The organism is Bradyrhizobium sp. ISRA464 (genome assembly GCF_029910095.1).
GTDB lineage: Bacteria > Pseudomonadota > Alphaproteobacteria > Rhizobiales > Xanthobacteraceae > Bradyrhizobium.
Window position 1 is genome coordinate 7,478,561 of record NZ_CP094526.1, and the last position, 24,727, is coordinate 7,503,287.

Below are 24,727 nucleotides of genomic sequence, written 5' to 3' on the forward strand. Positions count from 1 at the left end.
TACCGTATCACAAGGCCGCGCGCTGGAGACGAGATGACCGAAGGCAAGAGCGATGTCTGGGTTGCCGCCGGCTTTGCCGAGCTCGCGCGCTCCGGCGTCGACGGCGTGCGGGTCGAGGTGTTGGCGAAGAATCTCGGCGTCACCAAGGGCGGCTTCTACCGCCGCTTCAGGGATCGCGCCGCGCTGCTCGAGGCCATGCTGTCGCGCTGGCGCGACGGCCGCATCGCCACGATCGAGAAGCACACCGCGCTCGACGGCGCGACCGCGCGCGAGCGGCTGAAGGCGATCATCACGCTCTATTCCGAGCACATGAACACCGAAGCGATGGCGATCGAGCTTGCGATCCGCCAGTGGGCACGCACCGACGAGGCCGCGGCGAGCGCGGTCGCCAGCGTCGATGCCGCGCGGCTGAAGAATGTCGGACAGCTCTATCGCGCGACCGGACTTGCGGCTGAACAGGCCGACGCCAAGGCCTTCCTGTTCTACTGCTTCATCTTCGGCCAGAGCCTGCTGTTTCTCGAACGCGGCCCGCGCGGGCGGGCGCAACTGCTGGCCAAATCGGCGGACAAGCTGCTCGACGACGGGCCATAAAAGACGAGCCATAAAAAAGCGGCCGGCGCGGTGCCGGCCGCTCTTCAACATCGATATGCGAGCTCAGGCTGCGCCCTTCAGGCGCTTGTTGCATTCGCTGTAATAGCCGCCGCCCTTCTGGATCCACTTCAAGCCGCCATTGCCGCCGGTGGCCTTGTTGGCCTTGTACTGGTCGACGCAGGTGTGCATGCGCGCTTTGCCCTCGGATTCCTTGGAGTATTTGGGATCGACGGCGTTCGGAAACACCGCCTGACCTGCGGGCATTGCCGGTGCCGCGGCGGGAGCGGCTTCCTTCCTGGCTTCCTTCGGCGCGGCCGGCGCGGGCGCGGCGGCAGCCGGAGGCGGCGCGGCAGGTGCCGCAGCCGGGGTTGCGTCGGCGCCGCACTGGGTCTTGCGGAAATCATTCCACTTCTCGCCGTTGAGGGTGCCGTCGGCCTTGGCGGCCTTGTACTTGGCGCTGCACTCCTGCATGGTCAGGGCATGCGCTGGCGCGCTCGCCGCAAAGGCTGCGAAACCCGATACGGCAATCACGCACAACAATCTGGTCTTGATGGTCATCCCTGGTCTCCCTTGGGGGCAATGGCGTAAGACCATTATCCTAGCGCAACCGGCGCGTGCGACAACGCACGCGCCCGCTCAGCCGGCAAAATATTTGTGGCGGCCAAAATGTCGCACGTTCATCCGCGGTTCAGCATCGCCGCGCGACCGTTCCTGCCTCCATCCCCCACGAGGTACACCCCATGATGAAGATTTCCTCGCTCGCGACCGTCGCCGCCCTTGCCACCGCTCTGGCGGTGGGCGGAGCCTTCGCGCAAACTCCCGCACCTGCCACCGGCGCCGCTCCCGCTGCCACGGCCAAGGCGCCGAAGGCAGCCAAGCCGCGCAGCGCCGCCTCGCTCGAATGCTCGAAGCAGGCCGACGAGAAGAAGCTCAAGGGCAAGGAGCGCAAGAAGTTTCGCCGTGAATGCATGAAGGAAGCCGGCGGCAGCGCCGCGCCGGCTGCGGCGCCCGCCCCGGCCAAGCAATAGTCGACAATGTTTCACGCGCCGCGCGCACCGGCTCCCGTCGGGCGACGGCGCGGTCTCGATCGAGCGGTCGCGTTGAGACCTGGTGGATTGGACCGCCCCGGACAAGCTCCGGGGCGGTCTCTCTTGCATGGCCCCCGGCTCGCGGGCTCGCGCCGTGCGCGGCCAACCGCCGGACGAAATGTCTTGTCTCCGTCATAAATCTGCGTGTCACAAACCGACCGGCCGACGCATTGCTGCACCGCGCCGATGCAATTGTTCCGTTATCGCGGATTTGTCATAAGACGGCGTGACCCTGATCCGCGCATCGATAGCACCTGCCGTTCCCAGCCGCGCCAAACTGCTCAGCGCGCTCGAGACCATCGTGATCGGCAGTGCCGGCGGCTTGCTGTTCTTCTGGGCGCAGTTGCCGGGCGGGCTGATCTCCGGCGCGATGAGCGCGGTCGCCATCGCAGCCCTGATGGGACGGCCGCTCGCGATGCCGCCGGTGCTGACGCAATCGGTGCTGCTGCTGCTCGGCATCTCGCTGGGCTCGCTGATGTCGCAGCAATTGCTGCAGCACATGGGCTCCTATCCGCTCACCATCGGTCTGCTGGCGCTGGCGACCTTCTGCTCGACCTTCGGCTCGAGCTACTATCTGCAGCGCGTGCACGGCTGGGACCAGACCTCGGCCTTCCTCGCCGGCAGCCCGGGCGCGCTGTCGCAGATCACCATCCTTGCCGCGGAGAAGGACGCCGACGTCGCAGGCATTGCTGTGGTTCAGACCATGCGCGTGATCATCCTGACCGCCGCACTGCCGATCATGCTGGCGGTGACCGGGGTGACCCATGCCGCGCAGCTGCCCTTGCCGACGGGGGTCGCCTCCCCGCTTGGCCTCGCCGCATTGATAGCAGCGTCGATCGGCGCCGCGCTGCTGCTGCGCTGGGTGAAATTTCCGGCGAGCTGGATGTTCGGCGCGATGCTCGCCTCCAGCCTGCTGCACGGCGCAGGTCTGGTCGATGGCGGTCTGCCGCCCTGGATCCGCAACGTCGCGCTGGTCGGCATCGGCGCCGTGATCGGCACCCGCTTCGCGCGGATGAAGACCTCGACCCTGCTCAGGCACGTCAATGCCGGGATCGGATCGTTCGCGATCGCGATCCTGATCTCCGCCGTCTTCGTCATGGTGATCGCGTTCACCACCCATGTGCGGCTGGCAGACATCGTCGTCGCCTTCGCGCCCGGCGCGATGGATGCGATGCTGGCGCTGGCGCTGACGCTGCATATCGACCCGATCTTCGTCGGCGCGCACCATTTGTCGCGCTTCGTGTTCGTCACCGTCTCGACGCCGGGCATCATCCATCTGTTCGGACGGCCGCAGGACGACGTCGACGATTAGGTCGAAAGCGTAGGATGGGTAGAGCGCAGCGAAACCCATCGGCTGCGCTCCGCGGCCGGCACTGGTGGGTTTCGCTACGCTCTACCCACCCTACGGATTACGCCCTGGCGGTCTTCGCGACGCCCCAGGCTGCGATCGCGGCCATCAGCAGCGAGATCAGCACGTTGTAGCCGGCCAGCGAGATGCCGAGGAAGCGCCACTGCACCTCGTCGCAGCGGACCACCTTGACCTTGTCGAGTTGATCCAGCAGCGAGCCCGCCTTGCCGAAATCCACGACCGGACCGGTGCAATCGGTCGGCCCCTGCCAGAACCCCCATTCGACGCCGGCGTGGTAGGCGCCGAGCCCGGCATTGGCGAGCGCAGCGAGGCCGAGGATCGCGAGTCCGGCCAGCAGGACCGGGCGCGGCGCGCCCTTCGCGGCCGCAAGCACGACCGCCGCGCCGAGCGGGACGGCAAGATAATAGGCATAGCGCTGCTCGAGGCAGAGCGGACAGGGCAGGATCTCCAGCACGAGCTGGAAGAACCAGGCGCCGGCCAGGGTCGCCAACGCGATCACCGCGATAGCAGCCGATGCCGTCAGCGCGGAGTTGCCGGCTGCGCCGGCGTGCGAGGGATGGGCGGTGGCGAGCGTCACGGCGGGTCTCCTGCGAGCATCATCCGGTGGGGTCATCACCCTCCTCCATGCTCATTCCGGGTCGTATCCCGCGAAAATACCGCTGTCGAGGCGCGGGACAATCACATCCACGCGGGTTGACCGTGACGGGCCGCCCGCTATAGTCCGCCGCGCTTCGCGACCCCGGGCCATCCAAACGGCCCAGGTCACGAATGCCCCTGTGGCGGAACTGGTAGACGCGCTCGACTCAAAATCGAGTTCCGCAAGGAGTGCTGGTTCGATTCCGGCCAGGGGCACCACGGAAAAAAGTGCAGTAATAACAATAACTTAAGTCGATCGTTCGATTCCGGATTTCCCCGGAAAACTGTCGCGACGGTTTGAAAATCCAAGCAAAAGCTCACCGCAGCGGTCCACTTTGCTGGTATTTTTGCTGGTATCGCCAAGCCAAACGCGCCGCGGCGAATTTCGCTATTCCGAACAACGGAATCGAGCAGATGGCCCGCAAGAATGATGGCGCGGGTGCCGACCCAAAGCAGATCTGATCAATCTCGACTGCCGCGCCGCGCGACCGAAATTCGACATGAGCGACGGACCGCTCGCGCTTTTCGGCTCGCGCACGCTGGTGCAGCATTGGGCTGATCGGAACTGTTTCGATCCCAAGAAGTCGATGCCGACAAGGGAGGCGCGCAGCTTGAGTCTCTTATCATCAGGCTGGTTGAGGTTGTCCAATTCTACCCGCGGCAAGCTCATGTGATAGTCGTCGAACGCTTGTGCATGTGTGCCGGAAAGCGGATCGATTTCGCAGCGCTTTTGCGACGCGTTGCGCTTGGTCGCCTGAGATAAACCGCCGCGCGTACATACGCCGTAACCAAGAGATCGTCTGCGCTCCTGACCGCTGCCCTCCGAAGGCAGGTGTCAACCTAATTCGTGCTGATAGGGAGATTAAAACAGAGTAGGAAAACAAGGACTTGTGAAGTCGGTGTCAATCACGTCAGTCTCGCAAGAACGTCGCGTAAGCACCGCGTAAGCAACACAGAGATGCGCCCGTAGCTCAGCTGGATAGAGCGCCACCCTCCGAAGGTGGAGGCCACACGTTCGAATCGTGTCGGGCGCGCCACTTGTCGCGAGATGATTTGCGCAAGTCGGTCGCGCCGCCGCGTTCCGGAAGCGTCAGACGGGCGACCGCTTCTTGAGGTGGAGGTAACCCGGATCGAAGTCGCCCAGCCGCTGCAACTCTCGCCACTTTAGAACGATCAGCTCACCATCGCGCAGGTCCGCAGTGCCTGATCCCCGCAACTCCTGAAGTGTTCGATTGACGGTAGCAATCGCCATTCCCAATGCTTCACCCAGCTGAACCAGGCTTATCGGAAACTGGCATTTGTTACCTTCGCTAAGGCCCGCAGCGCGCGCCTTATAAAAGAGCTCGCAAAAGAGATGCGCCATTCTCGTCCGCATCGGTCTCGCACTGTTGTTGGTGATGGCTCCCCGAAAAATCGCGGCATCCAGCAATGTCTCCCGCCAGATTGCAAAGCCAACCGATGGTCGGCGTTTGAATGCAAGGAGCAACTCCTTATGGGGGAGGAACGCTACGGTGGCTGGCCCTATCGCGCACAGAGCATGATCCATCTTTTCAATGAAGAGACCCTGCGCGTCCGGAAGATCGCCGGAGATATGGAACGAGAGGTACTGACGACGGCCCGTTCGGAGGAGGTGGTAGCGAGCGACCATGCCGGACACCACAAGCGCCGCGACTTCCGGATCATCGCCTTGACGGATGAAATCCTCGTTCGGCTTGAAATTGCGGGCCGTACACGTCAACCGGCCGATCTCGGCGACGTCGTTTTCCGTGAGCTCGGAGTGCTCCCTCAGATTTCGGACTAGGACCGCGTGCGCCTTCTCCATGGAGAGCTCCAAAAAGGCCCGTTTGGCGTATCAATTGATACGTTGGCATCCCGGACGTCAATCTAGACTGACCTAGACTGACGCCGTGCCACATGGCTTCAAAGCTGGTGTGGCAGTCCTGGAGTGTTTCAGGCCGCAGCGGGCAGACCCAAATCGCTGTCGGACACCAACCGTTTTCGTTAGCGGCGGAACTTACCGCTCATCCACCTGCCCCGGGATTCGGAGGAACCGGCATGACCAACAAACGTTTCAGTTCTCCGGACGACCGGCATCACGCCGGTCCTTCTCGCGGTACTCGGAATGGAGAGAAACAAGAAGCAAGGGGCGACACCATGTCTACTACCGTCAGTGTCAGCGTCAACGGACCACCTTTTTGGGGATCTGACCCGGATGAGAGCGCTCTGCACCCGGAGGAACGCGCCCTGTGCGGAGGCGAGGCTTGGTACCGCGAGCTGCTCGCTTCGCTGCCGGCCGCCATCTACACGACCGATGCCGCAGGGCGCATCACTTACTACAACGAAGCCGCTGCCGAGCTTTGGGGGTGTCGGCCTGAACTGGGCAAGTCCGAGTTCTGCGGTTCCTGGAAACTCTATCGGGCCGATGGCAGGCCCATGCGGCACGATGAGTGCCCTATGGCGGTTTGCCTCCAGGTCGGACGTCCGATCAGGGGCATAGACGCGGTGGCAGAACGGCCCGATGGTACGCGCGTATCCTTTCTGCCATACCCAACGCCCCTTTTCGACTCGAGAGGTAACCTGACCGGCGCTGTGAACATGCTCGTTGACATCGGCGAGCGAAAACAGGCGGAGATGGCGGCACTGCGCCTCGCAGCCATTGTCGATTCTTCCGAAGACGCCATCGTCAGCAAAGATCTGAATGGATTCATTCAAACCTGGAATCATGGGGCTGAGCGCCTCTTTGGCTACGAGGCAGCCGAAGTCCTTGGCAAATCTATCTTGATCATCATCCCCCCGGATCGGCACGATGAGGAGCACGGTATTCTCCAGTCCATCAGGCGCGGCGAGCGCATTGCGCATTACGAAACGGTACGGCGGCGCAAGGACGGCTCTTTGGTCGAAATTTCGCTGACTATCTCTCCTGTCAAGGATGCGGCTGGCAGGATACTGGGCGCCTCGAAGATTGCGCGTGATATCACCGAACGCAGGCGAGCGCAGGCGCGCCAGGAGCTGCTGGCTCGCGAGATCCACCATCGCACCAAAAATTTGTTCGCAGTGGTGCAATCGGTGATCGCGAGAAGTTTTGTCGGCAAGCGGACCGTGGAGGAAGCCGAAGCGGCAGTTCGGAGCCGCCTGTCATCGCTCGCTCAAACGCACGTTATGCTGCTCGACAAGAACTGGGAGGGGGCTGACCTGACCGAGGTGATCGGCGCAGAGATGAGGCCCTACGGCGATCGGGTGAAGATCAGAGGGCCGCGGGTCGTGCTCAACCCGAAAGCCGCACAGAACGTCGCGCTGGCGGTCCACGAGTTGGCGACCAACGCAGCAAAGTATGGGGCTCTGTCAAACGAAATCGGATGGGTCGACGTTAGTTGGTCGGTAAACCATTCGAATGGATCGAGAGCGCTCTGCTTCGCATGGCAGGAGCGTGATGGTCCACCAGCGACGACTCCGCGGAGCAAGGGCTTCGGTAGTACCGTCCTTGAGATCGTAATGCGCGACTACGGTCAGCCACAGATCGAATATGCAAGCGAGGGCCTCATCTATCGTCTCACGGCTCCGCTTGACGCCATCGCTTGCGTCGGCGGGGTGCAGCCTGCATCCGGTAAGGGCCATTTGGCCTCGCCATCCAAGCCGGGTTTGGAAATGTCCTAACGAGGTCGGGGTACGCTTCGGGGGCTATCAATCCTTTGGAGCTTGAGACTCCTCCCGAGAAGCGCCGAGAAGTGTTTCATTCCTGCCTTGACATTGGCGCAAGCTGAAGGGCGCTGTTATAATGTAATGAACAGCTGCGCGACCGATGCCCGTTCACACCAGACCGCTAGAGCGCGATGGAATTGGGATGAATCGCAATCGCGCTCTAGGTTCTTGATTGAGCACGATCTTTTCGGAAAACCGCTGCACACTTTTCCGGATCATGCTCTAGTCGCGGGTAATGTACTCCCGACGCCGTCCTCAGAGACAGTCTGCGGAGGAGCAGACGGACACGCGACTCCTGCGCGCTGTTCGGCCACGGCCCGTGCAGTCTCGAGCAGATCCTCCAAGGACGAAGCGTATTCGTCGGCGCCTATCGTTGAGAGTTTCTCCTGCGATGCGGTGGCGGATTTCTGGACAAAACCGAAGACGATCTTCGCATTCGGACTGCGTTGTCTTAGGCGGCGGACCAAAAGGCGCGCGCTTGCTGGAACGGCGCGTGTATCGAGATAGAGCACGCAGATCAGCGCAACGTCCTTCATCTCCTGGGATGACAGCTTCTCGCGAGAGGAGGCCTCAGCGATGCTTGTGGTCACCCCGATATCTTCGCGCTCGATCAGCTGCGACAACATCGTCGCGGCGAGGCCATCAAACGGACCGCGGCCGGAGAGGCACAAGATGTGGGCCTCGCTCCCAAGAGCAAGAGCCGCGCCTGACGACGGGCGCTTGGCCTCCTGCTTGTTGTCGAACTCTTGTGCGAAATCGATGAGCTCCTCAAAATTGGACCGTAGCCTTTCAGCATCAGAATGCGACAGCTTACTCGCTCGAAAGTCTGAAGAAGCGAACTGGAGAGCCTCGATTGCCACGTTATCGTAGTAGTTCATCAGGCTGTGCTCGCCAGCCAGCTCCTCCAACTGCTCTTCCGCCTCGTCGGCATTATCCGCGAGAAGTCGCTGGTACAGGCTTTCAGACGGACGCAAAGCCGGGTGGCTGCCGAGGAGAATGTCGATGAAGGAGAGCTGTTCGATGTGCCGGCCGAGTACGACGGCACACAGCGTAAGTGGGGTTGAGATAATCAACCCGATCGGGCCCCAGAGCCACGTCCAGAAAATTGCGGCGATGACGACCGCAATCGGCGAGAGTCCAGTGCTATGTCCGTAAAGCAGCGGCTCGAGAAGCTGGCCGGCAAGAAATTCCGTGATGGCGTAAAGACCGACGGTCAACAGCGCCATCGACCAGCCCGGTTCGATAGCCGCGGCAACCAGGCTCGGAAGCGCCGCCGCAATCCACGCGCCGATATACGGGACGAACCGTAAGACGCCGCCGATGACGCCCCACAGTATCGGATGCGGCAGTCCTATTAAGTACGTTCCGATCGATACGACTATTCCGAAAGCGGAGTTAATCGCAAGCTGCGCGATGAAATAGCGGCTGAGCCCCTCGCCGGCGTCGTCCATCGCGGACGTCGTGCGGCTTAAATCATGTGATCCGAACACGCGAATCGCACGGTCTCGGATGTCTTCCCGATAAAGCAGCGCGAAGATGGTGACCACGATCATGATGATAGCCGTGGCAACTGGGTGAAGGATTGGACCAAGGACCTTTGCTCCGACCTGAACAGGCGATGGTGGAGACTGTTGAACAATGACCGGCAGCGGCTTCTGGGAGTTGGGAGAAGGGGGACCGGTCTCATGCGAACTCTGTGGCTGCTGCTCTCGGCGCGACTCGAGGCGCGTGATAGCGCCCGACAGAGGGGCGAGCGTAGCATCACGCAGCTTCGTAATCTTGCTTTCCAGCGTGTTTTGGTATTGAGGAAGCTGCGCAAACAGGTCAGCGACCTGCGTGCCGATAACGGTTCCGAGCCCGAGGATGATCCCGAGCGCAAGGAGCACGGTCGCGACGATTGCGGGGACCCGCGGGATTCCGACGCGGCGCAGCAAATTGGCCAAGGGAGCGAGAATGAACGTGAGGAGCGCAGCAAGTGTAATCGGAATGAGCACTTCGCCGGCCACATAGAGGGCACCGACAATAATGGCTGCGGTGATCATCCCAGCCGCCCGGGTGATCTGCTTGCGATCGCGCCGCCAGTCGATCAGGTTGTCAGAGGGGTCCTGAGGCTGAGCTTCTGAAGCCATCTGTCCCTCACTTGAGCGACTGAGCCCCAAGCGACCAAGACGCATGGTTCGAAGCTCGGCGCCTGCGATTTAGAACGTTGCGCTCTCGCGCCTGTTCCGTCCTTCGCAACCATGATCAACCATGATGATGATCCTGCGGACGTTCCGCTAGATCGCAGTCGGAGTTTGAGTGCTGTCAACCTTCGGCATCCTGAGCCGGTATACCTCCAACTGGCGTTGGCAACCGGTGCCTGCAAGGGAACTCGAACTGGCAAATCGTAGATCGCGCGACAGACGCCACTCTTACCAAAGCGGAGTGTCTGCCGCGATCGTGTCCGCCGCTCAGCTCGCCGGCGGGCTCTGAGCAACTCGGCTGCAATCTCGAACTCTGGAGCGAGGGCGTCGTACTGAGACTTGACTTTCGAGCCAATAACCTCCAGCAAAGCTGGAGGTTTGATTGGGAACCGCCAAAGGCGGTTTTAAGGGATGTTAGGACGATTGCTTGGATTTTGGGGCAGCTGAAATCTTTAGCTCAAACTGATCCAGTTGCTGGTCGGCCATTTCCTGATTCTTGATGTAGGCCCGGATCATTTCCTCATCGCGGCCGACGGTCGTGACAAAATATCCGCGTGCCCAGAATTTGTGGCCCAGGAAATTTCGCATCTTCCGTTCGACGTTCTGCGCGATCCAGATCGAACTCTTCCCCTTCATATACCCGATGATCTGCGCCACCGAATATTTCGGAGGTATCGATATCAGCATGTGGACATGATCCGGCATCAGGTGACCTTCCTCGATCCGGCACTCCTTCCGTCGTGCCAGATCGTGAAATACCTGGCCCAGATGTCGCTTGATCTTCCCGAACAGCAGCTTCTTGCGGTACTTCGGCGTAAACACGACGTGGTACTTGCACTCCCAAGTCGCGTGATTAAGATGATTGTACTCTGCTTCCATCATGGTCTCCTTGAGGGTTCTTGGCGGTTCCCCAAGGAGACTCCATGACTTCATTCCCGCAGCTGTAGAACTGCCGGTTTTCGCCCCGCCATAGGCGGGGGCTTAGCAGGCTTGGTTAGCGAGGAGACAAGCCTTGAGCTATCGTTATCCACCACTTCAAGCCGCTCGACTTGGCCACTGCGCGTATCACTGTCCATAAGGACAGTTCTCACACCGACAGCCGCCTTTTGTGCGCAATCGAGCGACGTTTCGAATGTTGCCTAGCAAATTCGCCCTTTGGGTCGCTTGCGCCGATGACGGAAGCATCGTGGTTGCGCGCGCTTGCGAAACGATTCTTGCGATTGACTGAGCGAGAGATCCCGAGGCTTGTGGCGTAGCCAGTTTGGAATGGACTCTCGGATGTTTGAAACGGGTGAAGGGAATCGAACCCTCGTATTCAGCTTGGAAGTCGCCAAATTCTATAGCGCGCTCAATGGCCATTCCGACATTTTGCAGCCTTGCGGACGATTGAGACTACTACAGAATTTCTCGTTGTCTGAATGGCGGTGCGGCGGTTTGGCAAGTGGGGACCGGACCTCCCTAGCCGATCCTTTCGCGGATCAGCTCGATTCCCGATCGACGCATCCGAGGCGTCGGGGGGTCGAGCCAGTGGTCCGCTACGCGATACCCACCATTGTGGCAGCGCTGTTTTCTTATTGGAGGGCAGCCCTGCCCGCGAAGCGGCTTCTTAATAGTCCGCTGAAGTTTGCCATTCGTGCGAGACGCGGCTCAGAGGGGTCGCGGCGACGAAGAAAGACCAGAGACTTCGCCGTAAGTTTCGGCCGATCCAACATACTGACAACGTCCCACGAACGCGTCATCGAGCAAAGCTAAAACGCCATCGTAAGTCACTGGCCGCGGATTATAGTACGGCAACTGCATTACAAGCGATGCCGCACGCGGGAGATCGGCACGCTTCATGCCAATCTCCTCTAGCGACATTGGCGCACCCAATCTCTGCATGAGCGCAAAAACTGCGCTCGCCGCGTTCTGTGCATTCATAGCGTGCTCGAGTCGCTTCATCGCATCCGGTGCGGCGGCGGCGTTGTAGGCGAGCACATGCGGCAGGATGACGGTGTGAGTTTCGGCGTGCGGCAAATTCCAGGTACCGCCCAGCACGTGGCAGAGCTTGTGATGCAGCGCCATGTTCGACATTCCCAGCACGGCACCGCAAAGCCAGGCGCCGTAGAGACAATCGCTACGGCTGTCAACGTCTCGAAGATTTGCTTTCACGCCCGGTAAGCCACGCGCGAGCGCACGGATACCTTCCTCCGCCATCAGATTCGTAATCGGATTGGCGTTTTCTGCATATAGAGCTTCGGCCGCGTGTGCGATCGCGTTGAACCCGCTCGTGATCGACATGGTCAACGGCAGATCCAGGGTGAGATAGGGATCATAAATCACAGCCTTCGGCAAAACCCGCCGGTCTTTTCCGGTCCTCTTCAGTCCCGCTTCGGTCAATCCGTAGATAGGAGTCATTTCGGAGCCGGCGTAGGTGGTCGGCACCGCCAGGATCGGGAGCGCCGACTCCAGCGCGATAGCCTTGGCCAGACCGATGGTCGACCCGCCGCCGGCCGCCACCACACAATCCGCGCCGAGCCGGTCAGCCTCCTCGATCGCCTTCTGGGCGACCTCGACGGGGACGTGCATCACGGCATGTGGATAGATGCCGACACTCCGGTCACCGAGACGCACCGACAGATTGTTCGCCAGCTCCGCTTGCTGGGGCGTCGACAGCACCAGCGCGCGGCGTGCGCCGAGCAGTTCGATTTCGAACGCCAAGTGATCGAGGGCGCCAGCTCCGAACACGACGCGTCCCGGCGAGGCTTCGAAGATAAAAGACTTCATATGAGCTCCGTTTTCTTTTTCGGCCTCATCTCGCAAGTGGCGCTAGCGTAGCGGGAATGGCGCGGCTAAGCTATCGCCCGGGCAGATATGAAGACTATTCCGGGAAAGCACGCTGAAGATCTCGACCTACACGCGCTGCGGGTGCTCGACGTGCTGTTTCGCGAGCGCAGCATCACGCGCGCCGCCGAGGCACTGCATACCCAGCAGCCGGCGCTGAGCAAGACGCTGGCGCGCCTTCGCCTCTATTTCAAGGACCCCCTGTTCGTCCGCGTCGCGCTGCACATGGAGCCAACGGCCAAGGCGCTGGAACTCGAGAAGCCGGTGCGCGCGCTGCTCGATGGCCTGCAGCGGCTGCGCAGCGAGCAGACGCGGTTCGACGCATCGCAGTCGACGCGCGTGTTTCGCGTATTTACGCTCGATGCGGGCGTGATCGTGATGCTGCCGCCCGTCATCAAGACGTTGCTCGGCTCCGCGCCCGGTGTGCGCTTGCGTGCCGCCCAAATCGGACTGCAAAACCTGCACACCTCGCTCGAGTCCGGCGAGATCGATCTCGCGATCGGCGAATTCCCGCTGCTGATTCCCGGCATCCGGCGGCAGAAGCTGTTCTCCGGCCAACACATGTGCATCTTCCAGAAGGGTCATCCCCGGCTCGGCCGATCGCCGTCGCTCGCCGAATTCCTGGAGGAGCAGCACATTTTCATCACCGCAGCAGGCACCGGCCATCCGCATCAGGTGGCGGAGCGGTCGCTAGAAGGACAATTGCCAGCGAAAAGCATCATCGCGCACGTGCCGACGTTCACCGCGGCCGCGATCCTTGCCAAGAACACTAACGCGGTCGCTACGATGCCGGGACCGGTCGCAGCCGTGCTGGCGCGCGAGCTCGACATGCAGCTCGCAAAGCCGCCGGTCAAGCTGCCGGCCTTCGAGATTGCGCAATACTGGCATGAACGCTTCGATCGCGACCCCGGCAACCAATGGCTACGCGCGGTGTTCCATGCCGAATTCGGTGGCAAGCCGCCGAGAGGGAAGCGATAGCTTCCGCCGTCATGGGCGATGTCAGGCTGCAACGCTCGCCGGCGCCGCGGCCGAAGCAATCTCCGCCGGTTGCAGCACGAAGTCATACTCGAGCAACCAGAACGGTTGATTCGCGGTCTTGCCGGTCGGCGTTGTGCTGCCCGCCGGCATCAATCTGAATTCGACGATCAGCGGCGCCTTCACGCCATAGACCGCGTCGGTCTCGATATAGGGACAGGACTTCTTGAACAGATGCGTGACTAGGCGATGATGACCTTTCGCCTCGATCAGGAAATGAATATGCGACGGCCGCATTGGGCTGATCTCGGTACGGCTCATCACCTCGCCGACGCTGCCATCCATAGGAATCGAGTAGGGGACCGGAAGCACGGTCTGCACCACAAACCGGCCGTCGTTGCTCGACTTGAAGATGCCGCGCATCCACGGCTCGTCGCTGCCGCGCTGGGCGTCGTAGAGCCCCTCTCCGTCGGCCTGCCAGATGTCGAGCGTGGCGCCGGCAATCGGCGCGCCACACACGCCGTGCACCGAACCGACAATATAACAGGGCTCGCCCGGGGCACCGTTGGCGATGTCAGCACCATCGGCAAGATTCGGCGAATCATGCACGTGGAACGGCCCTTTCACCGTGGTCGGCGTCGCTTCTCCCGAAAGGCGATTGTTGATGCAGTCGACCAACATGCTGACGCCGACCACGTCGGAGGCCAAGATGAACTCCTGCCGCTTGTCGTTCGACTGCTTCCCGGTTCGGGTCAGCCATTCGATCGCGGCCATCCACTCCTCTTCCGTCGGCTCGATCTCGCGAACGAAAGCATGCAAATGCGTGATCATCGATTGCATGATCTGCCGCAGCCTCCGATCCGGTACGGCTTTCCAGCGCTCGAGCACGATGTCGGTGATGGTCGTTTCGGTGACGTAGGGCATGGCGTCCTCCTGATATGCGCAAGGAACGATTGCGCGTGTGCCTAGCTTGCAAGTTCCTGCTCGCGCGCCAGCACGAGCCGGGAAAGATGTCGGCCTCAAAGCGGCACCGCGGACGCCAGGCTTTTCCGGCGTCCGCGATCAGCGTGCTAGATGCGCGGATCGGTCAGCTCTCCGATCGCCCTTTTCCGGAGCGGCGTAGAGGCTATTGCGCTCGCCGGTGCGCCGGCGTCCTGCGCGCGGGCGTAGGATGCAGAGGTGCTGTATTCGGTCGCGGCATCCTGCTTCAGTTCGATGCCACAGACCTGGCGCGCGAACTCGACGTAGCGGCCGGCGCCGGAGAACTCGGCGCGCTGCATGGTCAGCGAGCGGATCGCCATCAGCGGCGTGCCGTTGAAGTTCTCGAACATGAAGAGACGGCCGCCCCAGTCCGAGAGATAGAGATCACGGATCACGCGGCCGATCTTGAGCCGATCATGCGGCTTGCCATTCGGTCCGGTGTTGAGCCTCTCGAGCCACGGTCCGAGCTTGGTGTCCCTCCACTGCCCTTCTGACGGGAACAGCAACGCACTGCGCCCGCAGAGATCAAGCAGCTCGTACATCATCGAAGAGAAATGCTCGAGATAATAGGCGCGGCCAAAATCGTAGATCAGGATGTTCGGCTTGTAGTGACCGCCCGGAGTGTGGAAGCCGAGGTCTTCGGACGCCACTACATGCGCGATCATCGCTTGGTGGAAGCCGACGAATTTTGCCACCCGCGTCTGCACGGCTGGGATCTTGCTGGTACCGATATGCTCTGTGATCAGGATGGCGAGCCCGGCCATCAGCTCGGCGCGTACCATCTGGCGGACGATCGCGTGATAATGCAGCCAGTCGAATACGCGCTGCGGATAGAGCTTGGCGTGATCCGGGTTACCAATATGGAAGACATACTTCCAGGGGATGAAGACATGATCGAAGATCGTCAGATTATCGAGCTCGTCGCCGGCCGAAGCCATCGGGTGTTCAACCGGATCGTCCTTCACGGTGCTCTCGCGGCACACCACCGTGACACCCTTGGTATTAACTGGTGTCATGGCGAAGATGATCTGTTCCGCCGGAATGCCTGGACGGAAGAACACGCCGATGTGGATCCAGTCGCCGAAAGCCGTGCCCGTGCCGATTGCCTTGATGCCGTCGACGATGATGCCCTCGTCATTCATCTCGACGATGCGGAGTGCCGGTGAACGCGCCTGCGCCTCCGTAGTCGAGCGGTCGGCCTGCGGATCGACGAATTGCGGGGTGCAATTGAGGTCATTATTCCTGGCGAATTTGAAGAAGTCGACGATGTTCTTCGCAAGTCCCCGCCCCTCGGCACCGATCGCGGCGTTCTCCCAGGGCTGCGGGTCGTCGACATAGGTCAGGAGTGGATAGTTGTTGGTATCAGGCATGCGCGGAAACGAGGTGCCGCCAAGCTCGCGCATGATGGTCTCGTGATACTTGCGCTTGCGCCGCACCTCCTCCTTGTTGCGGTGGCCGAACCACTGCATCGAGCGGCGCACGCCATCCTCGTCGACGAAGGTCATGACGTCCTGCAGGTCCTTGCGGTGATGCAGGTCGTAGAAATCGGCGATACGCCTGGCATAATCGCGGGTCTTCGGATGGGTTGCAACGTTGTCAATCTTCTCGTTGCCGACCCAGACGTTGCGGCCGTCATTGAGGGCTTCCAGATATTGTGCGCCAGTGCGTAGCATCGTCAGCTCCTGTGTGTTCGCGATCGGTGGCAGCTGGCTCAAGCCATGTGCCGGAGGGTTGCGTAATTGCGGCTGTGATAGATCAGAGGCTCGTTACCGTCGGCATGGGCGGTGGCGAGCACTTCGGCAAAGATCACGCTGTGCGTGCCGACCTCTCGAATGTCGGCCACTCGGCAATCGAGAGCGACGCGTGAGGTCTTGCAGTAGGGCGAGCCGGTGGTGAGCAAAGCCCAGTTCGGACCGGCAAACCGCTCGTTCATCGGGACTCGGCCGACGCCTGCGAAAATCTGCGACAGCTCCACCTGGTCGGCGCCAAGGCTGCTGACGCAGAGCACGCCATTCGACTTGATGACGGCATTTGCCGCACTCTTGCGGTTGACGCACACCATAATGGTGGGCGGCTCGTCGGTCACGGAGCACACGGCCGAGCAGGTGAAGCCGGCTATACCATGAGGGCCGTCGGTGGAGACAATGGAGACCGATGAAGCGACGCGGGACATGGCTTCACGGAACTCACCTGCGCTAGCCCGCGACGCATTGTTCTGAATGAAGGCCTGGACTTGCCTGTCCGGGCGGACGCTGCCGGCCGGAGACCGGGTTTCTGTGTGCGCTAGCATCTTCCTCTCCATAAGCTTTCCGGCAGTACGGATCCCAATGCGTCGTTGCACGAAGATTCTTTCTTGTTGTTGAGGCAACCTTGTCGCAACCGCAAACGCCGCGCCATCCGTGGCACGGCTATGGGGAGTATTGCCTTACAGGAATAGAAATTGCCGGCGGTGCCGTCGCGCGTCCGGCTCGTTGCGCGTCACAAAAGACGGCCTATTGCCGGCGCGCAGCAGATTTTCGGCATCGTGAAATGCCGCACACTGGAAGGGAGGCATTGCAGCTGGCGATAACGACAAGCGTCAGGTCGGAAACCGCGGCGGCCGCAGCGAAGCCTTGTTTTCTTATCGGCGGGCAGCCTAATTCGCTTGGCGCCCTTTGTTGATGCGCTAGGAACCGCCGTTGGCGCGCGATTCACTACGCCCATCCGAAGTGCCTGCTGCGGATCAAAGGGAGGTCACTCAGGTAGCCCCGCCAGCCGCAGGCCGGTTTCGAAGCGGGCGAGATGCTCCGGTCGTCGGATCGGAATCCATCCTTGGAGACTGGCGATACGAAACGTGGGATCCAGCGTCCACAGATGTTCTACAGCAGTCCGCGCTTGCTCAGTTCGACCGGCGAGCGCGTGACTTGCGGCAATGATGGCAACGACAGCCAAGAAGGTTGGCGCTTCCCTGAACGATTGCTCTCCCCATGAGGAGGCCGCATCAAAGCGCCCCGCAAACAAATGCGACAGCGCCAGACCTGCCTGCATCCGGAACATCTCCGGATCGAGCGGGCTGAAACGCATGGCGCGCGTAAAAAATTCGATGGCAGCGTCGGGGTCACCGCGCACCGTTCTGAGAAAGCCGCCCAGGAACCAGGCCGCCGCAAGATTAGGGTTGAGCACCAGCGCCTTATCGATCAGCGCGATGCCGCCATCCACCTCACCGGCGAGGTGGGCAAGCGCGTGTCCACCCCTCGTGAGCGCGACGGCGTCGTCCTTGCCCAATTCCACCGCGAGGCGCGCCAATCGAACGCCTTCCGCGATTTCCTGCGGCCGGTCGGCCATCCAACCATTTATCTTCCGCCAGAAATGACACCACGCGGCCATGGCATGGGCAGAGGCAAACTCTGGATCGAGCTGCATGGCCTCGTAGAACAGCGGCAGTGCATTATCGATCGCCTCCCGTGTTCCTCGATGGAGGTGAGGCATGGCACGCAAATAGTTATCGTAGGCACTGAGGCTGCCGGTCGGCTTGCGCCTGGCACGCTCGATCTCCGCCCGCTCGAGCTGGGAGGCGATCGCTCCGACGATGCTGGTCGTGATCTGATCCTGAAGCTCGAAGATGTCGTCGAGTGTGCCTTCGAACCTCTCGGCCCAAAGGTGGGTGCCGGTTGTCGCATCGACGAGCTGCCCCGTGATACGGATCCGGCTTTCGGACTGGCGCACGCTGCCTTCAGCTACATACCTCACGCCAAGCTCGCGCCCCACCTGCTTCTCGTCCACGGTCCTGCCTTTGTAGGTGAAGCTTGAGTTGCGGGCGATCACGAACAGCCAGCGAATGCGCGACAAGGCCGTGATGATGTCCTCGACGACGCCATCTGCAAAATAATCCTGCTCGACGTTGCCACTGAGATTCCGGAACGGCAGGACCGCGATCGACGGGGAATTCGGCAGGGCCAGGACCGGCGTCAGCTTCTCACCCGCAATGTCCGAGGTCGTGACCGGGATATTGGCGGGTAATTCCAGGTCTTCGATCTTGCCGACAAACCGAATGCCTTTGCGAGAAACCGTCCGGATCAGGCGCTGGTCCCTGCCGGTGTCCCCGATCGCCTTGCGCACCGCGTTGATGTGGCTTGTCAGCGTGGATTCGGACACTATCCGTCCATCCCACACCGCCTGCAGGAGATCGTCTCTTGTCACAACCTGTTCCCGGTTCTGGACCAGAAAGAGCAGAAGATCGAACACCTTCGGTCCAATCGCGATCAGTTCCGAGCCTCGCCTGAGCTCGCGCCGATCGGCGTCGAGGCAATAATTTTCGAATAGGAACGGCACTTCCCTCTCCGCTTGGACAAGAAGCCAAGGAAAATTCAACCGCAATTCAGGGTGGCCACAAGGATTTCTGCCCCCGCATGGACGCAATCTCCCTCGCCTTCAGGAAGAAGACCATTGGCGGTCAGCTAAATCGAGGGAAAGTGATGAAGATTGTTGTGATCGGCGGAACCGGCCTCATCGGGACCAAGGTCGCGGGCAAGCTCCGCAGGAAAGGCCACGAAGTAATTCAAGCCGCTCCCAGTACGGGCGTCAACACGATCACGGGCGAAGGTCTCGACAAGGCCCTTTCCGGTGCCGAGATTGTCGTCGATGCCGCGAACTCACCGTCCTTCGAGGACAACGCGGCTCTGAAGTTCTTCGAAACCTCGGGCCGCAATCTTCTCGCTGCCGAGGCCGCCGCCAAAGTGGGGCACCACGTCGCGCTGTCCATCGTCGGGACCGACCGCCTTCCGGAGTGCGGCTACTTCCGCGCTAAGCTGGCGCAGGAGAACCTGATCAGGGCGGCGAAGATTCCCTACACTATCCTGCGGGCAACCCAATTTTTCGAGTTCGTCCGCGGGATCATCGATTCCTGTTCGGATGGCCAAATCGCCAGAATGTCGCCTGCGCTGTTTCAGCCGGTTGCGTCGGACGATGTCGCTGCGGCCCTCGCCGACGCCACGCTCAGCGCTCCCGTCAACGGTGTGGTTGAGTTGGCCGGTCCGGAACGGTTGAGCCTTGATGAATTCGCCCGGCGCTACTTCGCCGCGACGAAGGATCCGCGCAGGGTCGCCGCCGACATCCACGCTCGCTATTTCGGCGCAGAGCTGGACGATCGCTCTCTCACGCCGGGCCACGACCCCCGGCTCGGCTCCATGCGGTTCGAGGACTGGTTGGTCCGGCTCCGCAAGTGAACGCGCGCGATGTCCGACTTGAGATGGACCGTGACATTTGACCGGCTCCACCGTGGTGTGCTAGCTGCTCTCAACGAGGTGAGCCAAAAAAATGGCACCCGCTAACAGAGGCGACCGTGATCGTCCTTCTACATCGGTGACGGAAGCTAACGGACGTAGTGATGTAAGCGCGTCCGTCGAGCTTACTTTTACCTTTGCCCCATTCCGTCTTTTCCCGCGACAGCAACTTCTCCTTCAGGGCGAAAATCCGGTTCCGCTCGGAAGTCGAGCCTTTGAAATTCTCGTAGCCCTGGTCGAGCACGCTGGCCAGGTGGTCGACAAGGATCAACTCACTGCTCGCGTGTGGCCTGGCCTCACCGTCGAAGAATCGAATATTCGAGCTCAAATCACTACCGTGCGGCGCGCGCTCGCGGAGGGTGGGACCGGTGAGAATTACATCATCACGGTGCCTGGTCGGGGGTATCGCTTCGTTGCAACGGTTGTACGGTCCACGGGCGATGCAGCCCTAGCCTTCCCCGCCACCGCCCATAAAGGGCACAACTTGCCCGACCGCCTCACCCGACCGATCGGCCGCGCTGATATCGTTGCCATGGTGAGCAGTCGATTGCAGCGAGGCCGTTTCGTTACGATTGTCGGACCGGGCGGAATCGGCAAGACCACGGTGGCTCTAGCGGTCGCCGACCAGCTGATTGCCTCTTACAGAGATGGTGGACGATTTGTTGACCTTGCCCCGCTCAACGATCCCCAGCTTGTGCCAAGCGCGCTCGCTTCTGTGCTTGGCGTGGCCATCCGCTCGGAGAATCCATACCCCGCACTAACTTCCTTTCTGAAGGACAAGCAGATGCTGCTTCTGTTCGACAACTGCGAGCATGTCTTGCTGGCAGCCGCAGCGTTGGCTGAAGAACTGTTGAAAGGAGCACCGGGTGTTCACATCCTTGCGACCAGTCGAGAACCTTTACGTGCCGAAGATGAGCGCGTGCAGCGCCTCCCGCCACTGGAAACCGCTCCTGCCGAGGCACGACTTACCGTTACGGAAGCGCTTAGCTACCCGGCCGTACAACTCTTTGTCGAGCGTGCGGCCGCGAGCGCCGGCGGATACGAGCTCAAGGATGAAGATGTCCCAATTGTCGCGCAAATTTGCCGTCGGCTCGACGGAATCGCGCTAGCAATCGAGCTTGCTGCATGTCGCGTTAACGTCTTCGGGGTTCGCGGAGTCGCCAGTCGTCTGGACGATCGATTTCATCTGTTGACACGCGGTCGGCGCACCGCTCTGCCACGGCATCAGACGCTTCGTGCAGCGTTTGATTGGAGCTACGAATTGCTTTCCGAAATCGAACGCGTCGTCATGCGCCGGCTGGGTATTTTTGCTGGGCGCTTTACGATGGAAGCTGCAGGCGCCATCGCTGGAGACGCCACGATTATTTCGTCCGAGGTAGATGAGATCGTTGCCGATCTTGTCGAGAAGTCGCTGGTCATAGCGGATGTGGGAGCCGCGACCGTATATTATCGCCTAACCGATACAGCGCGAGCCTACGCCCTGAAAAGGCTGACGGAGGATGGCGAAACGCAAGGTGTGAGGAGGCGGCACGCGCTTTACCAGCTCGACCGGTTCGAACGGGCTCATGCTGCGTGGGAGACCTGGTCCACGACCGAATGGTTGTCCGCCCATGCTCCCCAGATCGACGATATTCGCAGTGCGCTTGATTGGACCTTTTCGCCGGGCGGCGATGTTGGGCTCGGTATAGAGCTGACTGTAGCGGCGGTGCCCCTTTGGTTCGAGATGTCGCTGATGGAGGAATGTCGTACGCGGGCCGAGCGTGCGCTGGCTACGCTGGAGGAAAACACAACGAGAGATGACCGCCGCCGGATGCTCCTCTACGCTGCGGTCGCCTGGTCGCAAATGTACACAACGGCCTCGGCCCGGGACACGGCAGCGGCGTGGACGACTGCGTTCGAAATCGCGGATGCGTTGGACGATACTGATTACCGTTTACGGGCGCTCTGGGGAATGTGGGCTTCGCGAGTTAATCGGGGAGAGTTCGGCGAAGCTCTGGCCCTCGCAAAGCGTTTTTCTTCCGTTGCCGAGAAGACGGCTGATGTCAATGATCGATTGCTCGGCGACCGATTGACAGGTGTGGCGCTGCATTTCCTGGGCAAACAATCGAGTGCGAGACAGCACATTGAGCTGATGCTTGCGCGCTACGTAGCTCCGGTCCGTCGATCACATGCGGTGCGCTTCCAATTCGACCAGCGGGTGACAGCACGCATTACGCTCGCGCGAGTGCTATGGCTGCAAGGGTTTGCGGATCAGGCGTTAGGCTGTGTCGAGATTAATGTCGAAGAGGCCCTTTCGATCAATCACAGGCTTTCGCTCTGCAACGCGCTTGCTCAAGCGGCGTGTCCGGTTGCTCTCATGGCCGGCGATCTGTCGGCCGCGGAGCGCTATACAAAGATGCTGCTCGATCAGACTGCCAGCGATGAGCTCGATATCTGGCGCGCGTACGGCCGCTGTTTCGGAGGAGAACTGCAGGTCAAGCGCGGCGATCTCGCTGCCGGATTGCAGCAGCTTAAGGCTGGTATCGACCAGCTACGTCGAGCCAGATTTGTGCAGTATCTTACGACCTTCCTGGGCGCGCTGGCCGAGGGGCTGGCGGTCGCCGGAGACACGTCACTGGCACACGCCACGATCGATGAGGCGATCATACGAAGCGAGCAGAGCGAGGAGCGCTGGTGCAGCCCGGAGCTGTTGCGGATCAGGGGTGTAGTCGTTTTGCAGCGGGATGCCAATCACGCTGCGCGCAAGGCCGAGGAAGATTTTCTGGGGTCGATTGAGTTAGCCCGAACCCAGGAGGCTCTCGCGTGGGAGCTGCGCACCACAACTGGCCTAGCGCGACTGTGGCAAGATCAGGGGAAGGTCGGCGAAGCGTACGAGCTGCTCTCGCCGCTCTATAGCCGCTTCAATGAGGGCTTCGAAACCAACGATCTTAAGGTCGCGAAGAGTCTACTGGATGAACTCTCGGGACATCGCTAGCCCCAGACTGAGTCCAAAGCTGGCCGTTTCACATCCCCTACTGAGATTTCACGACAATTCACAATGCTTCGTGGGGAGGTTTCACGCCTCCTTCGGAATTTTGCGAGAATTCACAAGCTTTGTTTAGGCTTTCATCGCGGGAGTGCTCATGATGCTGTCGAGCGCTGCTTTTCGGATGAAGATCGATGCCTGAGAAAGCTGCACTAGCAACTATCCCTGACGCAGCGTTGCTTGAGCCCCTGACGCAGCAGTTTGTCGATGCGATCGCTGACGGCCCGGTGATGCGCGAAATGACGCCCGAAGACGCGCGACAATTTCTGGCGGACATCCAATCAGGCATGATCGGCAAGCCCGCCGTGCGCTTTGAGGATCTCGTAGTCCCTACCGGCCCCACTGGAGCGGTGCCAATTCGCATCGTCCGACCGGAGAGAGCAAGTGAAACGCTGCCTGCATTGGTATACGTCCATGGCGGTTGGACTTTCGGCGACAAAGAGACACACGACCGCTTGATTCGGGAAATCGCGGTCGGTGCGCACGTTGCGTTGTTTTTCGTGGATTACAATCGCTCGCCGGAAGCCAAATATCCAGTAGCAATCGAACAAGTCTATGCCGTCACTAAATACGTCGTAGAGCATGCTGGGCATCTAGGAATCGATTCGACGCGCTTGGCCATCGTTGGCGACGGCGTCGGCGGCAACATGGCCGCCGCTGTCACTCTCATGGCGAAGGAGCGGCGCGGCCCCAAGATAGACGTGCAGGTGCTGTTCTATCCCGCCGTCAGCTTAACGTTCGACACCGTGTCTTACGCCTCGTTCGAAAATGGTCCGTGGTTGACCAAGCAAGCGATGGAATCGTTCTGGAGCGCCTATCTTCCTGACGTTGCCGCGCGCAAGCAGATCACCGCGGCACCACTCAACGCCTCGATTGATCAGCTGACTGGCCTTCCGGATGCGCTTATCATAGTTGCCGAGAACGACGTGCTTCGTGATGAGGGTGAGTGCTACGCGCGCAAATTGGCTCGCGCGGGCGTACGCGTCACCTGTACGAGATACAACGGCACCATTCATGATTTCGTCATGCTCAACGCCTTGGCCGATACGCCTGCAGCTCGAGGCGCTATTGCGCAGACCAACGCCCTTCTCCGGTCCATTCTTGAATGAAGGATCGGACAATGCATGGCCGTTTTAGGAAAGGTGCCAGACGTGGACGCTGCCTAGAACGAGCGCCGGTCGGGTAAAAAAGGCAACGACAGATAAGGGAGCAGGAGCGATAAGGAGGCCACGCAATGGTTGGGAGAACCGCATCCGCCCGCTCATCTGCTTTACCACACTTGCCGAGCTTTCCCATGAGCACGACTGCCGACAATAAAGACCACCCACTCGTCTTGATCGTGGACGACGATGAGGAGATCCGGTCTGCGCTTCAAGAACTTCTTCTGTCCGTGGGAATCGACGCATGCTGCTTTGCATCAACACAGGCACTATTGCACGCCGATCTTCCAGAGCGCCCTGGTTGCCTGATCCTCGATGTTCGCATGCCGGGAGCAAGCGGCCTGGATCTCCAGCAGCATCTCGCCTCAAACGGCAATAGGCGACCGATCATCTTCCTCACAGGTCACGGCGACATCCCAATGTCGGTGCAAGCGATCAAGGCGGGAGCCGTTGACTTCCTTACGAAGCCTGTAAGAGATCAGACGCTCCTCGACGCGGTCGCGGCTGCGATCGAGAAAGATATCTCGCAAAGAAACGCGGACCGGCTCGTCAAACAGCACATCGACCGCTACGCAAAGTTGACGCCGCGCGAGCGCGAAGTCTTGCGCGAAGTCGTCAAGGGTCGCCTGAACAAACAGATCGCGTTCGAACTGGGCATTAGCGAGATCACGGTAAAGCTGCACCGCGGCAACGTGACAAAGAAGATGCAGGCAACCACCGTTGGTCAGCTCATTCGCATCTGGGAATTGTTGCCTGCGAAGATCCGAGAGGAAAGATCACCCTAGACCAAAGGATGGTTATAATCCCGCCAGCAATGGGCCAGATGAGCAAATGGCCATTTGGGCCATGCTAGCGAAAGTCATCCGTTTGTCTAAGGCGCCTATAGTCGCAATCATAGATGACGATGAAGCTGTGCGAGAGGCCCTTTCCGATCTC

20 protein-coding genes and 2 tRNA genes are annotated in these 24,727 nt (G+C 60.7%); 12 read left to right on the forward strand and 10 right to left on the reverse strand.

The window, feature by feature from the left end; all coding sequences use genetic code 11:
• The first annotated feature begins 33 nt into the window (after positions 1-33).
• Entirely contained in the window at positions 34-591 is a 558-nt protein-coding gene (locus MTX19_RS34595) for a TetR/AcrR family transcriptional regulator (RefSeq protein ID WP_280981205.1), read from the forward strand.
• A gap of 63 nt (positions 592-654) precedes the next feature.
• Here the strand turns inward: MTX19_RS34595 and MTX19_RS34600 are convergent, their stop codons facing one another.
• Entirely contained in the window at positions 655-1,149 is a 495-nt protein-coding gene (locus MTX19_RS34600) for a hypothetical protein (RefSeq protein ID WP_280981206.1), read from the reverse strand.
• A 185-nt stretch (positions 1,150-1,334) separates the two neighbouring features.
• Between MTX19_RS34600 and MTX19_RS34605 the strand changes: the two genes are divergently transcribed.
• Positions 1,335-1,619: a PsiF family protein gene (locus MTX19_RS34605; protein ID WP_280984978.1), complete on the forward strand. Its 285-nt coding sequence runs from the start codon at positions 1,335-1,337 to the stop codon at positions 1,617-1,619.
• Positions 1,620-1,905: 286 nt separating this feature from the next.
• Positions 1,906-2,991 carry an AbrB family transcriptional regulator gene (locus MTX19_RS34610; RefSeq protein ID WP_280981207.1) on the forward strand — a complete coding sequence of 362 codons (1,086 nt, stop codon included), beginning with the start codon at positions 1,906-1,908 and terminating at the stop codon, positions 2,989-2,991.
• A 97-nt stretch (positions 2,992-3,088) separates the two neighbouring features.
• On the opposite strand, the gene MTX19_RS34615 is transcribed toward MTX19_RS34610, so the two are convergent.
• Entirely contained in the window at positions 3,089-3,661 is a 573-nt protein-coding gene (locus MTX19_RS34615; RefSeq protein ID WP_280981208.1) for a disulfide bond formation protein B, read from the reverse strand.
• Between the two features lie 157 nt (positions 3,662-3,818).
• Here MTX19_RS34615 and MTX19_RS34620 point away from each other — a divergent pair.
• The 3 genes from MTX19_RS34620 (at position 3,819) to MTX19_RS34630 (ending at position 4,721) form a co-directional block, all read left to right on the forward strand.
• Positions 3,819-3,903 (forward strand) — tRNA-Leu (locus tag MTX19_RS34620).
• A gap of 78 nt (positions 3,904-3,981) precedes the next feature.
• The gene (locus MTX19_RS34625) at positions 3,982-4,146 is read left to right on the forward strand and encodes a hypothetical protein (protein WP_280981209.1); all 165 of its coding nucleotides are present in this window, start codon (positions 3,982-3,984) and stop codon (positions 4,144-4,146) included.
• Positions 4,147-4,644: 498 nt separating this feature from the next.
• Positions 4,645-4,721: transfer RNA gene (locus tag MTX19_RS34630), tRNA-Arg, on the forward strand.
• Between the two features lie 53 nt (positions 4,722-4,774).
• On the opposite strand, the gene MTX19_RS34635 is transcribed toward MTX19_RS34630, so the two are convergent.
• A complete protein-coding gene (locus MTX19_RS34635) occupies positions 4,775-5,506 on the reverse strand; it encodes a Crp/Fnr family transcriptional regulator (RefSeq protein ID WP_280981210.1) in 732 nt (243 codons plus the stop codon).
• A 233-nt stretch (positions 5,507-5,739) separates the two neighbouring features.
• Here MTX19_RS34635 and MTX19_RS34640 point away from each other — a divergent pair, with 233 nt between their 5' ends.
• Positions 5,740-7,338 carry a PAS domain S-box protein gene (locus MTX19_RS34640; protein WP_280981211.1) on the forward strand — a complete coding sequence of 533 codons (1,599 nt, stop codon included), beginning with the start codon at positions 5,740-5,742 and terminating at the stop codon, positions 7,336-7,338.
• Between the two features lie 260 nt (positions 7,339-7,598).
• On the opposite strand, the gene MTX19_RS34645 is transcribed toward MTX19_RS34640, so the two are convergent.
• The 3 genes from MTX19_RS34645 to MTX19_RS34655 form a co-directional block, all read right to left on the reverse strand.
• Positions 7,599-9,512: an AI-2E family transporter gene (locus MTX19_RS34645; protein WP_280981212.1), complete on the reverse strand. Its 1,914-nt coding sequence runs from the start codon at positions 9,510-9,512 to the stop codon at positions 7,599-7,601.
• 468 nt (positions 9,513-9,980) lie between these two features.
• Positions 9,981-10,445: an IS200/IS605 family transposase gene (gene tnpA / locus MTX19_RS34650; RefSeq protein ID WP_280984622.1), complete on the reverse strand. Its 465-nt coding sequence runs from the start codon at positions 10,443-10,445 to the stop codon at positions 9,981-9,983.
• A gap of 768 nt (positions 10,446-11,213) precedes the next feature.
• Complete coding sequence (locus MTX19_RS34655; RefSeq protein WP_280981213.1) at positions 11,214-12,332, reverse strand: maleylacetate reductase; 1,119 nt, start codon at positions 12,330-12,332, stop codon at positions 11,214-11,216.
• Positions 12,333-12,419: 87 nt separating this feature from the next.
• On the opposite strand from MTX19_RS34655, the gene MTX19_RS34660 reads away from it, so the two are divergent.
• Positions 12,420-13,367, forward strand: a complete 948-nt coding sequence (locus tag MTX19_RS34660) for a LysR family transcriptional regulator (protein WP_280981214.1) — start codon at positions 12,420-12,422, stop codon at positions 13,365-13,367.
• A 21-nt stretch (positions 13,368-13,388) separates the two neighbouring features.
• Here the strand turns inward: MTX19_RS34660 and MTX19_RS34665 are convergent, their stop codons facing one another.
• The 4 genes from MTX19_RS34665 to MTX19_RS34680 form a co-directional block, all read right to left on the reverse strand.
• Positions 13,389-14,288 carry a dioxygenase gene (locus MTX19_RS34665; protein ID WP_280981215.1) on the reverse strand — a complete coding sequence of 300 codons (900 nt, stop codon included), beginning with the start codon at positions 14,286-14,288 and terminating at the stop codon, positions 13,389-13,391.
• Between the two features lie 146 nt (positions 14,289-14,434).
• Positions 14,435-16,018 carry a 4-hydroxyphenylacetate 3-hydroxylase N-terminal domain-containing protein gene (locus tag MTX19_RS34670; RefSeq protein WP_280981216.1) on the reverse strand — a complete coding sequence of 528 codons (1,584 nt, stop codon included), beginning with the start codon at positions 16,016-16,018 and terminating at the stop codon, positions 14,435-14,437.
• 38 nt (positions 16,019-16,056) lie between these two features.
• Complete coding sequence (locus MTX19_RS34675) at positions 16,057-16,518, reverse strand: flavin reductase (RefSeq protein ID WP_280984979.1); 462 nt, start codon at positions 16,516-16,518, stop codon at positions 16,057-16,059.
• 560 nt (positions 16,519-17,078) lie between these two features.
• Entirely contained in the window at positions 17,079-18,656 is a 1,578-nt protein-coding gene (locus tag MTX19_RS34680; RefSeq protein ID WP_280985690.1) for a winged helix-turn-helix domain-containing tetratricopeptide repeat protein, read from the reverse strand.
• 143 nt (positions 18,657-18,799) lie between these two features.
• On the opposite strand from MTX19_RS34680, the gene MTX19_RS34685 reads away from it, so the two are divergent.
• The 4 genes from MTX19_RS34685 to MTX19_RS34700 all read left to right on the forward strand — a co-directional run bounded on the left by MTX19_RS34685 (position 18,800) and on the right by MTX19_RS34700 (position 24,576).
• On the forward strand, positions 18,800-19,549 hold the full coding sequence (locus MTX19_RS34685; RefSeq protein WP_280986153.1) for an SDR family oxidoreductase: 750 nt from the start codon (positions 18,800-18,802) through the stop codon (positions 19,547-19,549).
• Between the two features lie 91 nt (positions 19,550-19,640).
• The gene (locus MTX19_RS34690; RefSeq protein ID WP_280981217.1) at positions 19,641-22,580 is read left to right on the forward strand and encodes a winged helix-turn-helix domain-containing protein; all 2,940 of its coding nucleotides are present in this window, start codon (positions 19,641-19,643) and stop codon (positions 22,578-22,580) included.
• Positions 22,581-22,765: 185 nt separating this feature from the next.
• A complete protein-coding gene (locus tag MTX19_RS34695; RefSeq protein ID WP_280981218.1) occupies positions 22,766-23,740 on the forward strand; it encodes an alpha/beta hydrolase in 975 nt (324 codons plus the stop codon).
• A 185-nt stretch (positions 23,741-23,925) separates the two neighbouring features.
• Complete coding sequence (locus MTX19_RS34700) at positions 23,926-24,576, forward strand: response regulator transcription factor (protein ID WP_280981219.1); 651 nt, start codon at positions 23,926-23,928, stop codon at positions 24,574-24,576.
• The last annotated feature ends 151 nt before the right edge of the window (positions 24,577-24,727 follow it).